The organism is Pseudomonas sp. YNh (genome assembly GCF_037993085.1).
In the GTDB taxonomy this organism is placed as follows: Bacteria; Pseudomonadota; Gammaproteobacteria; order Pseudomonadales; family Pseudomonadaceae; genus Aquipseudomonas; species Aquipseudomonas putida.
Window position 1 is genome coordinate 52,750 of the sequence record NZ_JBBMRJ010000015.1, and the last position, 13,317, is coordinate 66,066.

The 13,317-nt window shown below is 62.6% G+C and carries 16 protein-coding genes and 1 pseudogene; 5 read left to right on the forward strand and 12 right to left on the reverse strand.

Going from position 1 to position 13,317, the window contains the following annotated elements:
* Positions 1-166: 166 nt before the first annotated feature.
* A complete protein-coding gene (locus WF331_RS16740; protein WP_016499663.1) occupies positions 167-379 on the reverse strand; it encodes a con-10 family general stress protein in 213 nt (70 codons plus the stop codon).
* Between the two features lie 259 nt (positions 380-638).
* Between WF331_RS16740 and WF331_RS16745 the strand changes: the two genes are divergently transcribed.
* Complete coding sequence (locus tag WF331_RS16745; RefSeq protein ID WP_016499662.1) at positions 639-1,037, forward strand: NUDIX hydrolase; 399 nt, start codon at positions 639-641, stop codon at positions 1,035-1,037.
* A 70-nt stretch (positions 1,038-1,107) separates the two neighbouring features.
* Here the strand turns inward: WF331_RS16745 and WF331_RS16750 are convergent, their stop codons facing one another.
* Positions 1,108-1,659: an ATP-dependent Clp protease proteolytic subunit gene (locus WF331_RS16750; RefSeq protein WP_340623114.1), complete on the reverse strand. Its 552-nt coding sequence runs from the start codon at positions 1,657-1,659 to the stop codon at positions 1,108-1,110.
* A gap of 178 nt (positions 1,660-1,837) precedes the next feature.
* Here WF331_RS16750 and WF331_RS16755 point away from each other — a divergent pair.
* A pseudogene (locus WF331_RS16755) lies at positions 1,838-2,023 on the forward strand (hypothetical protein); the annotation flags it as partial.
* Positions 2,024-2,160: 137 nt separating this feature from the next.
* Here the strand turns inward: WF331_RS16755 and WF331_RS16760 are convergent.
* From WF331_RS16760 to WF331_RS16800, 9 genes are all read right to left on the reverse strand, one after another.
* A complete protein-coding gene (locus tag WF331_RS16760) occupies positions 2,161-2,748 on the reverse strand; it encodes a 5'-methylthioadenosine/S-adenosylhomocysteine nucleosidase family protein (protein WP_340623115.1) in 588 nt (195 codons plus the stop codon).
* A 56-nt stretch (positions 2,749-2,804) separates the two neighbouring features.
* Positions 2,805-3,911 (reverse strand): carboxylate-amine ligase, encoded by a 1,107-nt coding sequence (locus WF331_RS16765; RefSeq protein WP_016499658.1) that lies wholly within the window; start codon positions 3,909-3,911, stop codon positions 2,805-2,807.
* Positions 3,912-3,917: 6 nt separating this feature from the next.
* On the reverse strand, positions 3,918-4,871 hold the full coding sequence (locus WF331_RS16770) for a class I SAM-dependent methyltransferase (protein WP_340623116.1): 954 nt from the start codon (positions 4,869-4,871) through the stop codon (positions 3,918-3,920).
* On the reverse strand, positions 4,871-6,202 hold the full coding sequence (locus tag WF331_RS16775; RefSeq protein WP_340623117.1) for an iron-containing redox enzyme family protein: 1,332 nt from the start codon (positions 6,200-6,202) through the stop codon (positions 4,871-4,873). The genes WF331_RS16770 and WF331_RS16775 overlap by 1 nt, the downstream gene beginning before the upstream one ends.
* Before the next feature lie 18 nt (positions 6,203-6,220).
* On the reverse strand, positions 6,221-6,418 hold the full coding sequence (locus WF331_RS16780; protein ID WP_016499655.1) for a hypothetical protein: 198 nt from the start codon (positions 6,416-6,418) through the stop codon (positions 6,221-6,223).
* Between the two features lie 60 nt (positions 6,419-6,478).
* Positions 6,479-6,655 (reverse strand): con-10 family general stress protein, encoded by a 177-nt coding sequence (locus tag WF331_RS16785; protein WP_016499654.1) that lies wholly within the window; start codon positions 6,653-6,655, stop codon positions 6,479-6,481.
* Between the two features lie 147 nt (positions 6,656-6,802).
* Positions 6,803-8,086, reverse strand: a complete 1,284-nt coding sequence (locus tag WF331_RS16790; RefSeq protein ID WP_340623139.1) for an NTP/NDP exchange transporter — start codon at positions 8,084-8,086, stop codon at positions 6,803-6,805.
* A gap of 4 nt (positions 8,087-8,090) precedes the next feature.
* Positions 8,091-9,002, reverse strand: a complete 912-nt coding sequence (locus WF331_RS16795; protein WP_284398266.1) for an aldo/keto reductase — start codon at positions 9,000-9,002, stop codon at positions 8,091-8,093.
* Positions 9,003-9,091: 89 nt separating this feature from the next.
* On the reverse strand, positions 9,092-9,952 hold the full coding sequence (locus WF331_RS16800) for a Dyp-type peroxidase (protein WP_229608924.1): 861 nt from the start codon (positions 9,950-9,952) through the stop codon (positions 9,092-9,094).
* A gap of 184 nt (positions 9,953-10,136) precedes the next feature.
* Here WF331_RS16800 and WF331_RS16805 point away from each other — a divergent pair, with 184 nt between their 5' ends.
* On the forward strand, positions 10,137-11,030 hold the full coding sequence (locus WF331_RS16805) for a bile acid:sodium symporter family protein (RefSeq protein ID WP_016499650.1): 894 nt from the start codon (positions 10,137-10,139) through the stop codon (positions 11,028-11,030).
* A 51-nt stretch (positions 11,031-11,081) separates the two neighbouring features.
* Here the strand turns inward: WF331_RS16805 and WF331_RS16810 are convergent, their stop codons facing one another.
* A complete protein-coding gene (locus tag WF331_RS16810) occupies positions 11,082-11,549 on the reverse strand; it encodes a beta-carotene hydroxylase (RefSeq protein ID WP_340623118.1) in 468 nt (155 codons plus the stop codon).
* A gap of 397 nt (positions 11,550-11,946) precedes the next feature.
* On the opposite strand from WF331_RS16810, the gene WF331_RS16815 reads away from it, so the two are divergent.
* Together WF331_RS16815 and WF331_RS16820 are read left to right on the forward strand one after the other, a co-directional pair.
* Entirely contained in the window at positions 11,947-12,660 is a 714-nt protein-coding gene (locus WF331_RS16815) for an MgtC/SapB family protein (RefSeq protein WP_306729641.1), read from the forward strand.
* A 17-nt stretch (positions 12,661-12,677) separates the two neighbouring features.
* On the forward strand, positions 12,678-13,187 hold the full coding sequence (locus WF331_RS16820; protein ID WP_016499647.1) for a GNAT family N-acetyltransferase: 510 nt from the start codon (positions 12,678-12,680) through the stop codon (positions 13,185-13,187).
* The last annotated feature ends 130 nt before the right edge of the window (positions 13,188-13,317 follow it).

A 13,317-nucleotide genomic window follows, 5' to 3' on the forward strand; every position in this document is an offset into this window, starting at 1 on the left:
CCTCTTCTCCATGGATGACTCCCTGATTGATCAGGCCATCGCCAGAAGATTCAATATTTTGTCGAGCAATTGGCACCAGCGGCCGTTACCGGGTGCTAGAGCAGGCCAGGTCATGGGGCGATTCCGGGTCGGCAAACCCGGAATCGCTGCGTGTCAGCAAGGGTGTTCACTGCTGACTGCGACCGCTGCCGTGGCTATTCTGACCACCTTTGCGCCCCGCTTCCGAAGCCCGCTGGCGGTCGTTGGCGAAGTTGCCGCCAGAAGCCTGCCCGCCCTTGTGACCCGCGCGCGAAGCCCGTTCCCGGTCGTTGGCAAAGTTGCCCGGGTTGGTTTCCTTGGTGCCGCCGCGCCGGCTTGTTCGCTCTTGGTCCTGCGCCATTTGGTTTCTCCTTGCGATGGATTGGCTGGTCGCATGAGCATGTGCCCTGCCTTTGTTCCGAGCGGGCTATTGCCAGGTCTGCTCAAAGCTTTTGATTGCAGCTGGACCAGTGGCACGAAAAGGACGCCGACAAAATGTTTGCGTGGGTGCACGATTAAAGGACAAATCCCTGTCTTGACCGTTCGTCGGGTTAAACGCAACGTTTGTTTCTGCCAAGGGCCGAATCCTCATAAAACAAGCGCATCGCTCAGGAGGCCTGATGAAGTTGAACAAGGACCGCGCCACCATCATCTGCCGACATGGCAAGCAAACCCATAAATGGTTATGGGTGAGAAAGTCCAAAGGCGCCTGGACCCTTCCCGGTGGCAAGATTGAACCTGGCGAAACGCCCATGCAGGCAGCTGAGCGTGAATTGCTCGAAGAAACCGGGTTGCAGGCCGATTCCCTGACCTTGTTGATGCGCCACGAAACCTCCGAGCGAATGCACTACGTATTCGAAGCAGAGTTTGCAGACGCACCGCAGCCCAAGGCACGGCATGAAATTGCCGATTACCGCTTCGCCCACCTGGACCAGGCACCCGGGCTCAAGGGTGAGATCAAGTCGCTTATCCGCTCGCTACTGGCTTGCGACAGAACCACTGCGGCGTCAGTCCGGTAAGCCTGCGCGGAATGTTTTCGCCGTACCTCGGGAGCGGGTTTACCTGCGAAGAGGCCCGCCAAGGCAAACGCTAGGCATGCACACTCCACTGAACTGACTCCGGCTCGATCGGCATCTCGTCGACGGCATGGATCATCCCGTTCTCCAGGGCCTCGCGTGGGCTCAGAATCCGCGGGTGGGCCATCAGGTATCGCGGCACATCCAGCACCTGCGCCGCACCCTCGGTCCGTTCGGCAACGATCTGCGCATACAACTCCAGATCGTAATCGAGGCTCATTGCATATTCGGCCATCCGCGCATGGTCAACCGAACCATGCAAGGTCCAGTGAAACGGATGGAACAGGAACTTGCTGAAGCTGCACGCCGTGCGCCGCTCCCCCGCCAGGAACAGGATATTACCCATGGATTCCACCGTGCCCAGGTTGTGGGTATGCACCGCTACCGGCAATGCCCGCAAGAAGTTGTACAGGGTAAACCCGTAACTGCATTCGCCGCCCATGGTGGCGATGTTCAACTGCAGGATCCCGGCGCCCTGTTGCAACGCCCGCGAGCAGGTGTTGATCAGGTTGCCACAGGTCGACGAATTGATCGGCCCGGTGAAATGAATGATATGTCTGGCCATGCTTTCCTCCAGGGTTGGCAGGCATCCGTTGCTCTGGCATCGTCCCCTGCCAAGGCTGACCTTCCAAAAGCCTGATATGCGGTGGAAACGCCAGAGGCTGCAAAGTTCAACCCGGCATCGGTCTATCCGTTGGTCAAGCGCGTTGAACCCCCGCCACTCATCACGACTCGACCGATTCGGGACCGCAATGAGCTGCATCGCGCCCTTGACTCAGGAAGCGCTGGCCAATCCCAAAGCCGTCGGTGGCGACAAGCCGGCTTTGCCCAAGGATGCCCGCGTGATCACCGACTACTACGATACTCCCAGCCTTGGCCAGGCACGAACCGACTGCGAGCGTAACAACGGGGTCTGGCAGACTCATTAAATCTTCTAACCCATGCCTGTCCCACTCGCAGCAACTACCGTGCTCAGCAACTACACGTCAGGGGGTGCGCTGTGGGACCGGTTCTGGCCGCGAACACCGGCAACGCCGGTGCCATCCATCGCGTTTTCGATCAGCGCTCAAACCTGGCTGAACAGCACCCGCTTGAATGCCTCGGCCGCCAGGTGCACCTGCACGGCCCAGTCCCCTGCGGCATCGCTGCCGGCATCATCGGATATGTATTTCAGGCACACAAACGGAATGCCTTCGCCGCGTGCGATCAACGCCAGCACATAGGCTTCCATGTCGACCACGTCATAAGGCGCGTCGGCATGGTTGATTTCGAAGCTGTCACCGCTGCCACAGGTTTCCAGCGGCAGGCCGGGGATTGCTGCGCCATGTTCCAGGACTACCGGGACAGCCGACAAGGGCGTTTCGTAACGGGCAAAGCCCAGCGGTGTCACGTCCATGTCGCGTTGTACGAAACGGTTACAGCACACCACCTGGCCCTTGCCATGGCGCTGGCTGCCCGCCGAGCCAAGGTTGACGATAAGTCTGGGCCTGCGGGTTGCAATTGCCTTGGTCAGTGCGATCGCCGCATTGACTTTGCCAATGCCGGTGAACACGGTGTTCACCTCTGTGAAAACATCGCCAGCCTCGGCCTCGAGGGCGAATACGAACAGCGTGTCATCCAGGGAAATGTCGGGGAATTGCTTGATCAGCATCATGGAGCAGGTGTTTCCGCGTGGCTGCAAGAGGCGCGGCCATTGTCGGCCAACCCCGGCTAATTGCAAGTCCCGGCCGCCACCACGGCCTGCAGCGCCTGTGCCTTGTCGAGCCCGCCCTCGATGGCCTGTGCCAGGCGGTGCAACTGCTGGTCGGCATGGGTGCCGTCGCGCAGCAGGTGCCGGGCATGCTGGCAGGCACGCTCGGCATCCACGCTGTCGACCGGCACCTGCTCTTGCAACTGGCCAAGCCAGCCTTCGGCCGTGACTGGCTGTTGCTCGTGCATACCAATGAATTGTGCATGGCGCCCATAGCGCATGGCGCGCCAATAGTTCTCCTGGGCGATCCAGCGCAGTTCGCGGTTGCTGGGCAACAGGTCATGGCGACCAGTAATGGCGTGCTCCACCAAATGGCGAAACAGCGCGGCGATGCAGAGGGCATCTTCCAGTTGCGGGCAGCCATCGCAGATACGCAACTCCACCGTAGGGAAGCGCCGCGAAGGCCGAATGGCCCACCAGAAGTCGCCATCCGCAGCCAAGGCACCGGTTCGCTGCAAAAAGGCCCGGTAGCGTTCATAGGCGGCCCAGTCCGGCAAGGCTTCGGGCAAGCCCATATGCGGCCACTCCCCGCAAATCACTCGGCGGTAGCTCATGTAGCCGGTACGCTGGCCAGCCCAAAAGGGCGACGAAGTGCTCAGTACCAGCAACAACGGCAGCCAGACCAACACGCGGTTGATCAGTTGCATGCGGTCACAACCTGGAGGAACCCCAACGTGCACATGCAAGCCGTTGAGCAGGCTTCGCCGGGCCACATGCCGGTAGTCATCGAACAGTTGCTGATAATGTGCCGGGGCTGCAGCCTTCTGCCGCAGCCAGGCTGCACTGGGGTGACTGGCCGCACCGTACAGTCCCATCCCCTCCTCGGCCAGCGCCACGCTCAAACGCTGCCGCCTGTGCTGGAAGAACTCACGTGCTTCATGAAGGTTGTTGAACACCGGCGAGGCCAGCTCGATCTGGCTGCGGAACATTTCCTGGGCAAAATATTGGCCCAACGCTTCGCGACAACGCCCTATTACCGCAGGTGACGGTGTTGCAGGGACCTGCCCTGAGTCCAGCCTCACCAGCAGGTATTCCTCCTCGATGCCAAATGTGCAGGCCCGGGCCATGTTGCCTCAGCGATGACGGGTTACCGTGAGCGCCACGGCGGCGATGCGTTCGACCTGCTCATAGCCCGGTTCGGCCAGTTGCTCGCCAAACACGTCAGGGTCGATCTCGCGGTATACCCACGCCCATTGTGGCCCTGCCAGGCGCAAGCGGACAGCTTCGAGCAGGGCGTCGCGGCCATCGACAATGGCCACGCCGGTGTATAGCAGCAAGGTGCCATGGCGGGTCAGGCGTTCGCATGCCTGCTCAACGATGCGCAGCGACAGTTCAGCGCCCAGCGCACCACCGCCGTGGCGATAGGTGCGGGCGCTGCGGTCGAGCATGTAAGGCGGGTTGGCGACAATCAGGTCGAACGTACCGGTGATGCCGTCCAGCAGGTCGCTGGACGCTATCGACACATTACCCACCCCTGCCAGCGCCGCGTTGATCGTGGCGTAGCGCAACGCCAAGGGGTTGATGTCCACGGCGCTGACCTGCGCATGCCGGGCGGCGCGAGCGATCAGCAACGCACCCACCCCGCTGCCGCAGCCGATATCGACTGCATGCTCGACCGGCATGGGGTTGTGCTGCAGGTGCTGGTGGATGACCTGGGCAAAGCGGTAGCTGTCCGGGCCGAAGAACACCGCATCGCTGGCCTCGGTGGGGAACGCTGAATGCACCAGCAGCAGGTCTTCCAGGGTGGACCAGCGCACCGAACTGCCCAGCAGTTCGCCCCTGGGTGCCAGCACCTGCGCGCGTTCGAGCAACTGAAGTTCATCATTTGATAACAAGCCTGGGGCGAAAGGTCGGCTCCAGCCGAACACGTCGCGCAAGCTGCTGGCCTGTCTGTAACCCTCGCGGGCATTGACGCGGCTGTGGGTCGCGGGTGTCACGCAGGTAAATCGGTAGCCGTCGGCGCGTAACCGCTGGCCCAGTTGCAGCAACGCCTGGTCGGCCTCGACTTGTCTGGCATCAAGCATCATCAGCGGGGTTCCTCCTGAAGCAGCCCGGTGGTGCGAATGTATGCCCGGGTCGCCGCCAGGCCCTCAGGTGTGGCATGACGGTTGCCGGCCATTTGCCCTATCAACGCGGCGGGTGCTTCACTGGGCATTTCGCCTTCTGATTCCCCCGGGGATTCGGGCAGGCCCCAGCTACCGGGCGCGACACGGCGGATCGTGGGGCGCCAGGTGTCGGCTATCCAGTCGTGCCACAGTTGTTTCTCGTAACTGTTGAACACACCGAACATAACCGCCGCAGGCCCTTCGATTAGCTTCCACCAGCGGCTGTGGGCCGGGTCCTGGCCCCGCACAATCCAGCCTTGGGCCTGCAACGCGGCAACGAACTCGGGCATGGCGCCCGGTGTGGCCAACCACTGATTGATAGTGCGCTGCTGCAGGCGGCAGCGGTCGGCATGCATGAACTGGCCGTAGATACGCTTGCGTTCCAGGGCTGCGAACAGTTCACCCTGCAGGTTGAACTGGCGGATCAGGTCAGCTGCCGCAGTACCCAGCTCGTTCAGGCGATAACCGTTGCGCACCCTGTCGTAGAACGCTTGCTGGTCGTGCTGGGGGCTGAGCTGGCGCAGGGCCTGAAGCGATAGCTGAGCGTGGCCGCTGGCGGCATTGTCGATCGTCACATGCAACTGGAAGTAGTGGCCGTCGATGCCGAGCTCTGCCAGCTCGTAAGTGGTGATCAGCAGGTGCAGCGGTGGTTGTTCATAGCCGAGGTTATAGCCAATGACCTCAGGCAGGTGAGTGTTGCAATGCTGCCCCAGGGCCAGCTGCAGGCTGCCTTGGAGATACCGTGCATCGTCCAGTGGCATCGCCTCTACACACCCCAGGCGACCCAGCAGACGCTGGTAGATCAGCACATGATTGCAACGCGGGTCACCATTGCCGAGCTCTTCCAGGTAAGTCCGGATCAGCCCGTGAAAACGTGGGTCGCCCCAGTGCTGCAGCGTGCCGTGCAGCCAGGCTCCATCCACCGCCTTGGTCGGTGCAACCTGTTGCAGAAACCACAGCGCATGGGCACGGCAGGTAAAGAAGCGGCGTGGTGCGCCTTGCCGGCGTTGCTCAAGGTACTCGGCGTAGCCGGCGGCTACATCACTAGCGCACCGCGCGCTCCAGGCTGGCAAATTCGAAGGTGAGTCAGGCAGGTCATCCGGCAGGCGTGCAGCACGTGAAAGTTGTTCGTCGAGCCATGCGGCGCTGCCGTCATAGTGGCCTGTCAGCATTGCCTGATAGCGCTGTTGCACGCTGGACCGCTCGGCGGCCATGGGCAAAATTGGAGCGGTGTCGCGGTTCATCACCCTCATGCCGTGCTCCTTGTGGGCCTATTGGCTCGGTTTCTGCCCCGGCATCGGTTCCGGGTCGGGCGCAGGCTGCGGTGCCGGCTTGGTATCGGGTTGCTGCATCTGCAGTGATGGCTTGCTGGGGTCGGCATCCTTGCCCGGGTGGTCATTGTCGCGGTCAAAGCAGCCGCCGACCAAGGTCAGCGAGCCCATGAGGATGATCAGTGGAGTCAGTCGCATGGGTATTCCCCCTTTGGCTGATTGCAGTGCCAGGTCGCCCCGGCACTGCGCGTCGGTCAATTACGAGCGGCCGCCTTTGCGGCCCGACTCGTGCGGCATGTCCTTGCCAGAGGACTGGCCGCCCTTGCGTCCGGCTTCGGAAGCCTTGTCACGATCGTTGGCGAAGTTGCCTGGGTTCTTGTTACCGCCTTGGCTGCCTTGTTGGTTGCCGGTACGGCTGTTGTCTTTAGTGGCCATGGTGTTCAAACCTCGTATGACTTCGGAATGCACGGCAAGCTGCCGTACACAGGTTGGGAGTTCGGCGATATCGCGGGATTCGTTTTATTGCGAAGGGTTCGGACCGGTGGCGTTAAATAAGCGGCAACACCATATTTGGTGCGCCTGTCAGTCGTGCGCCGGGTTATCCAGATGGGCCTGGCGGCGGCCCAGCCAGCTACCGGTTGCAGCCCAGCCCAAGGCAATCACGGCGCCGATCAGCATCGCCAGTTGCGGGTGCTCACCCATTACGTCCAGCGCACGCTTGACCCAGCCGCTGAGGGCATCGCCGCCTCGGTAGACCACCGTGTCGATGAAGTTCTTGGCCTTGTACTTGTCCTCGGCGGGCAGCACGGTGAACAGCATCTCCCGCCCTGGCCGCACCAACGCGTACTCGCCGGCCCGGCGCACCACCATCACCACGACGAATACCGCGAACACCGGGGCCAGTGCCAGCCACAGGAAACCCGCAGCCATTACCAGCGGCACTGCCACCAGCAACACCCCCACACCCAAGCGCCGGGCCAGGCGCCCGGTGAGGAATACCTGAGTGAGGATGGCCAAGGCCTGCACCACCGTATCGATCAGGCCGAAGACCTGGGTTTGCCGGGTGCGATCGGTGAAGGTTTCACTGACGATGCGCGCCTGCTCGAAATACAGGAAGGTGCTGACACTGGCCAGCAACACCACGAACAGGGCGATGCCCAGCAGATACGGGGAGCGCAACACGGCGGTAGCGCCGGCAAACGGGTTGCCACCCAAGGGCCGCGAGCCAGCCCGCTCGGCCTGTTCTGGTAGTGGGTGGCGCAGTCGCCAGCGTTGCAGGAACAGCGCGGCACCGATACTGCCCAGCAGAAACACTGCTGCCAGCACCAGCAGCCCGGAATGGCCCAGCGGGGCCACCAGCAAGGTGCCAAGGATTGGGCCACTGAGCCCGCCCAGGCTGGCCCCGGCGGCCAGCAGGCCGAACAGACGCTTGCCCTGCGCAGTGGAAAACAGGTCGGCGAGCACGCTCCAGGCCAGAGAAATGGTCAGCAGGTTGAAAACCGATAGCCAGATGTAGAAGGCTCTGGCGGTCCAGAGATCGTCCGGGTTGCCGGCAAACAGCGCCGCGAACAGCAACAGGTTGCTGGCAAAGAAACCGTAGGTCCACGGCAGGATATGCCTGCGCTGCACCTTTGCCGCCAGCCAGCCAAACAGCGGCATGCAGGCCAGTGTGGCGATGAAGGTGCCGGTGAATAGCCATTGCAGGTTGTCTACCCCACCGGCGACGCCCATGGTTTCTCGCACCGGGCGCAGCATGAAGTAGCCGGTGAACAGCAGGTAGAACAGCAGCAGGCCGGCGATTACTGCTGGCCCCTCGCCGGGCTGAATGTTCAGCCCTTGGTCCAGGCGCCGCCGCCAGCCATGCATGATGTCAGGCAAACTGCTTGATCAGCGCCTGTTGCTGCGCCTGGGTGAGCATGGGTGCTTGTCCGGCCTTAAGCTGGTCGAGCTGGCGATCGGGCCGGCCGGTGGCGGGGATTACCGTGGTCACTGCCGGGTGGCTGATGGCGAACTTGAGAAACAGCTGCGCCCAGCTGCCAATGCCTGCCTCAGCAGCCCAGCCGGGTAACGGCAGGTCCTTGACCTTGGCGAACAGGCGGCCATCGTCGAAAGCCCGGTTGATGAGCACCGCAACGCCCTTGTCCTGGCACAGCGGCAGCAGTTCGCGGGCAGCGTCGGGGGCATTGACCGAATAGTTGATCTGGATGAAGTCCAGCGGCTCGCTGCGCACGATACGGGCGACTTCGTCTTGCCCGCTGTTCAGGTAATGGGTTATGCCGACATAGCGGGTCTTGCCCTGCCGCTTCAGCTCGCGGGCATAGGGCAGTTGGGTCTGCCAGTCACGCAAGTTATGGATCTGCAGCAAGTCGACCTTGTCGGTGCGCAGGCTCTTCAGGCTGCCGGCCCATTGCGCTTCGGCGTCGGCACGGCTGTCGGCGGCGATTTTGGTGGCAATGAAGCACTGCCTGTGCCAGCCGCCCTCTTCCAGCAACTGCCCCAGGATGCTGTCGGCACCGCCGTAGTTGGGCGAGGTGTCGATCACCCGGCCGCCCCCTTCGAAAAATGCCTTGAGCACCGCTTTGAGCTGCTGATATTGGGCCGAGTCGGCCTGTACCTCAAAACTGCCGGAAGTGCCGGCACCGATCACGGGTAACGCCTCACCGGTGGACGGTACTTTGCGGGTCAGCAAACCCGCCGGGGTGGCGGCGTGCAGCCAGGGGCTGACGGCGGCCAGCACCCCCAGCGTGGCACCCGCGCGTAGGACATCACGACGTGCGTACATGGAAAAGCTCCCGTCATGAATCGGAAACTTTCAATGCTAGCCGCACTATCCCGTGCCGGCAGGTGTTTCTGTATCTGGATGTTTAGTGATCAGGCCAGCAGCAGGCTCAGGTCAACACCCGTCTCGCCCATCGGCGGGCACCAGTAATAGCCACCGGTCAGTGGCCGACTGAAGCGATACAGGCCGTCGATGATGCCATCCTCCAGGCCGCTCATGCGCCGCAGCTGTACTTCAAATGCATCGAAGCTGTGGCCCAGGGCAACGAAGGCAAGGCCGGCGCCACGCTGGTCTGCCCAAGCCACCGAGCGACGGACCATGAATGCTTCGGGCTCAAAGCTTTCCTGAGCGGTGCGTTTGACGTGCGCAGACTCGGGCGCATCGTCCAGCTCTTCGTTGTCGCTCAGGCGGCGGCCGATGATGTTGTCCTGGTCAGCCTGGGGCAGCGACTTGAAGTACTCCAGGTCGTGCTTCCACAGCTGAAACGCCGCAAAGCTGGAGCCGTCGGCAGCAATGGCCGCCTGCACAGCGTCTTCGTCCACCGGGTTTTCGGTGCCGTCTTCATAGCCGGTCAGGTCATGGCCGCCACGGTGCAGGAAGCCGTCAACGCTGTCCGTCAGGCGCAGGGCTGGTGCCAGCGCGTGCTCCAGGGCCTGGGCGCGCAGTAGCAGATCGCCGCGCTCGTTACCGCGCAGCCACAGCCACAGCGCGTGCTGGGTGCTGGGGTTCTCCACGGCGGCGTCCAGCAGCGGGAAAGCTCGCAGGCCAGGCACGGCTCGGCCCAGGGCCTTGGCCAGCGGTGCACCGACACCCAGGATCAGCTGCTCGCCATCGACCTGTGGCAGCAAGGCATCCAGAGCGGCGGGCAGCGCCTCGGGCGATTGCAGGGTGAAAAACAGGTGACGGGCATGGGCCGGCACCGGGGTGGCAAGCAGCCCTTTCTGGAACGGCATGACAGGCTAATCCTCGGATAAAAGCGGAATGCTACTGCGCCTGCAAGCCTGCTGCAATGCGGCATGCAGCCTCGCCAACTGCCGCAGCTGGTAACAAACGGTTACCAATAGCTGGCCCTTTGCGATTAGCTATCAATCAGGCTCGACCTACACTGCTCGAGATCCTTCGCCCGAGAGACTGCCCATGACCGCCTCGCCCTTGCTCACCGCCTTTCTGCCGCTTGCCTTGGGCATCATCATGCTCGGCCTTGGGCTGTCGCTGACCCTGGCCGACTTCGCTCGTGTGGTGAAGTACCCCAAGCCAGTGGTGGTGGGCCTGGCCTGCCAGATTCTGCTGCTGCCGCTGGTGTGCTTCCTGATTGCCAACGGCTTTGGCCTGGAGTCGGCCCTGGCGGTGGGGCTGATGCTCCTGGCCGCTTCGCCGGGTGGCACCACGGCCAACCTGTTCAGCCATCTGGCCCATGGCGATGTGGCGTTGAACATCACGCTCACGGCCGTCAACTCGCTGATCGCGATTTTGACCATGCCGTTGCTGGTGAACTTGTCGCTGAGCTGGTTCATGGCCTCGGACCAGGCCATTCCACTGCAGTTTGCCAAGGTCTTGCAGGTATTTGCGATTGTCCTGCTGCCGGTCGCCCTGGGTATGCTGATTCGCCGTTACGCCCCTGCTTTTGCCACACGCATGCAGAAGCCTATGAAACTGGTGGCGGCACTGTTCCTGGCCTTTACCATTGTCCTGGCGCTGGCCAAGGATTGGCAGACCGTGGTCGAGTACGCACCGGTGGTGGGCCTTGCTGCGCTGTTGTTCAACCTGCTGAGCCTGGCCGTGGGCTACTGGGTGCCGCGTCTGTTGAACATCCCCAAACGTCAGGCAATTGCCATCGGCATGGAGATTGGTATTCACAACGGCACGCTGGCGATTGCCTTGGCACTGAGCCCGTCATTGCTGAACAACCCGACCATGGCGGTGCCGGCGGCACTTTACAGCCTGATCATGTTCTTCACGGCAGCAGGGTTTGGCTGGTGGGTGAGCCGCGGGCATGTGGCCGCGCAGCCCGAGGGTGAAACCGCAAATTGATGGTGCAGACCTGCACTGCCCTTTGTAGGAGCGAGCCAACCGCCCGGGTCGTTATTGCCGGCCGCGCTCGCGCCGAAGCTGCTGCTTCAACGCCTTCAACGGCGGCGCATAGAAAAACCCGAACGACACACTCCCCGTGCGCCCCTTCACCGCGTGGTGCAACTGGTGCGCACGGTGCAGCCGCTTGAGGTAACGGTTGACCGGCCGCGGCGCGCGCGGCCAATGCCGGTGAAAGAACCCGTCGTGGGCCACGACATACAACATGCCGTACCCCGCCACCCCGCCACCAATCCACTGCAAAGGGGCATAACCGCTCTTGCCCAAGGCGACCAGCGCTGTGGCGATCAGCCCCAGCGCCACCAGGTACAGGTCGTTGGTTTCGAGCATGCCCAGGTGTGGCTCATGGTGCGAGCGGTGCAGCCACCAGCCCCAGCCATGCATGATGTACTTGTGAGCCAGCGTGCCAACGCCCTCCATGGCCACCAGGGTGCCGAACAATACGGCGAGATTGAACAGCATGGAACGGTCCGGTGGATGGCAAAGGGAGGCGCAAGGTTACCGGCTGCCCAGGTTTTTTTCCATGCGGGCGTGACCGGTTGCAGGCCACCCACGGATGAAGCCATCGTCATGTTTTCACCCTTGACCTGCTCTGCCACGCGGCGTATGGTCCGCGACGCAATTTTGCCTTCCTCAACAGGAGACCTGCCTTGGACAGTAGCCCCAGTCGCTTGCGACAGGCCCGCGTGGCGCGCTAGCCCGGCAGTGTCCTGCACTGTCTGGCCGCTCTGGCAAGACGGTGGTTTCCTGTAACCCCCGCTTCTTCTCCCCTCCTCGTGGTCCTGCGCATTTTTCTGGTTTTTCAACCACGCCAACTGATGGCGTTCATGCGGGCGTGTGCCTGCGGAAGAGGTTTGCTATGGATTGGAAAGTATTTCTGCTGCGCGTGAGCATTGCCCTGCTACTCGGAGCACTGATCGGCGCCGAACGGCAATTGCGCCAACGCCTGACCGGGCTGCGCACCAATGCGCTGGTAAGTACCGGTGCCTGTCTGTTCGTGCTGATGACCCAGGCGGTGCCAGGCATGGCACCTGCCGATGCGTCGCGCGTCGCCGCCTATGTCGTGTCGGGCATCGGCTTTCTCGGTGGCGGTGTGATCATGCGCGATGGTTTCAACGTGCGCGGCCTGAACACCGCGGCCACCTTGTGGTGCACAGCTGCGGTCGGCGTGCTGTGCAGCTTGGGGCTGTTGCTGGAGGCAGCATTGGGTAGCCTGGTGGTGCTATGCGCCAATATCCTGTTATGTGACATCGCCCAGCGCCTGGACCGACAGGACGTGGTGCCGGCCAGCGAAGTGGAACAGCACTTCGAAGTGCGCATCGTCTGCCGCGCCGAGGACGAAATCCAGGTGCGCAGCCTGATGCTGCATAGCCTGGGCGATCCGCAGCTGCGCTTGCAGTCACTGCAGAGCGAAGACCTGGACACCCCTGCGCGCCTTGAAGTGCGCGCCGAACTGCTGGGCACTGCGCAGGCGCCGGCGCAACTGGAGCGGCTGGTCAGCCGCGTCAGCCTGGAAAAAGGCGTAAGCTCGGTGCGCTGGCAATTACAGCCGCAGGTGTTGGCGGCGGACTAGAACGACAGGAGTGATTCATGCTTATCCGCCCTACCCTTGAACACGATGTTCAATTCCTGCCGGACATCGAGCGTTCCGCAGCCCAGGCATTTGTCGGCTGGCCGGTACTGGCCTGGCTGGCGCAGGGTGATGTGATGGATTGCGCTGCACACAGGGCTTTCGTCGAGGCTGGTGGTAGCTGGGTGGCTGAGGATCCTGCCGGGCGTATTGTGGGATTTGCGTGTGCCCGGCTTGTGGGCCAGGCACTGCACCTGCATGAGATATCGGTGTGCCAGGAGGCCCAAGGGCGGGGTGTCGGGCGCGGATTGCTGCAGCAGGTGGTTAATGCTGCCCGCTGCGCCGGTGTGCGCGAGCTGACGTTGACCACCTTTGTCGATGTGCCCTGGAATGCGCCGTTTTATGCACGGCTCGGGTTTGAGGTGATCGATGAGGGGCTGTCAGGCGAACGGCTTCAGGGCATTCTTGCCAGCGAGCGCGCTCACGGCCTTGAAGGGCGTTGTGCAATGCGCCTCTGCGTTGCGCGTTAGGCGTTGGGGCTGCTTCGCAGCCCATTGCCACAGCCATCCCACCGGGACAAACGCCCGCATCGAAAACGGCGGCAAAAAAGATTAAACCTTTACCGCTCCCTCACCCTCAACCGTACGCGACACTGAGGTC

What these genes read in the sequence shown, in the direction of transcription:
- WF331_RS16745 (WP_016499662.1), top strand. Translation starts at nt 639, where the DNA reads ATGAAGTTGAACAAGGACCGCGCCACCATCATCTGCCGACATGGCAAG.
- WF331_RS16775 (WP_340623117.1), bottom strand. Translation starts at nt 6,202, where the DNA reads ATGAGGGTGATGAACCGCGACACCGCTCCAATTTTGCCCATGGCCGCC.
- WF331_RS16740 (WP_016499663.1), bottom strand. Translation starts at nt 379, where the DNA reads ATGGCGCAGGACCAAGAGCGAACAAGCCGGCGCGGCGGCACCAAGGAA.
- WF331_RS16785 (WP_016499654.1), bottom strand. Translation starts at nt 6,655, where the DNA reads ATGGCCACTAAAGACAACAGCCGTACCGGCAACCAACAAGGCAGCCAA.
- WF331_RS16765 (WP_016499658.1), bottom strand. Translation starts at nt 3,911, where the DNA reads ATGGCCCGGGCCTGCACATTTGGCATCGAGGAGGAATACCTGCTGGTG.
- WF331_RS16770 (WP_340623116.1), bottom strand. Translation starts at nt 4,871, where the DNA reads ATGATGCTTGATGCCAGACAAGTCGAGGCCGACCAGGCGTTGCTGCAA.
- WF331_RS16760 (WP_340623115.1), bottom strand. Translation starts at nt 2,748, where the DNA reads ATGATGCTGATCAAGCAATTCCCCGACATTTCCCTGGATGACACGCTG.
- WF331_RS16780 (WP_016499655.1), bottom strand. Translation starts at nt 6,418, where the DNA reads ATGCGACTGACTCCACTGATCATCCTCATGGGCTCGCTGACCTTGGTC.
- WF331_RS16795 (WP_284398266.1), bottom strand. Translation starts at nt 9,002, where the DNA reads ATGTACGCACGTCGTGATGTCCTACGCGCGGGTGCCACGCTGGGGGTG.
- WF331_RS16815 (WP_306729641.1), top strand. Translation starts at nt 11,947, where the DNA reads ATGGATTGGAAAGTATTTCTGCTGCGCGTGAGCATTGCCCTGCTACTC.
- WF331_RS16800 (WP_229608924.1), bottom strand. Translation starts at nt 9,952, where the DNA reads ATGCCGTTCCAGAAAGGGCTGCTTGCCACCCCGGTGCCGGCCCATGCC.
- WF331_RS16790 (WP_340623139.1), bottom strand. Translation starts at nt 8,086, where the DNA reads ATGCATGGCTGGCGGCGGCGCCTGGACCAAGGGCTGAACATTCAGCCC.
- WF331_RS16805 (WP_016499650.1), top strand. Translation starts at nt 10,137, where the DNA reads ATGACCGCCTCGCCCTTGCTCACCGCCTTTCTGCCGCTTGCCTTGGGC.
- WF331_RS16820 (WP_016499647.1), top strand. Translation starts at nt 12,678, where the DNA reads ATGCTTATCCGCCCTACCCTTGAACACGATGTTCAATTCCTGCCGGAC.
- WF331_RS16810 (WP_340623118.1), bottom strand. Translation starts at nt 11,549, where the DNA reads ATGCTGTTCAATCTCGCCGTATTGTTCGGCACCCTGGTGGCCATGGAG.
- WF331_RS16750 (WP_340623114.1), bottom strand. Translation starts at nt 1,659, where the DNA reads ATGGCCAGACATATCATTCATTTCACCGGGCCGATCAATTCGTCGACC.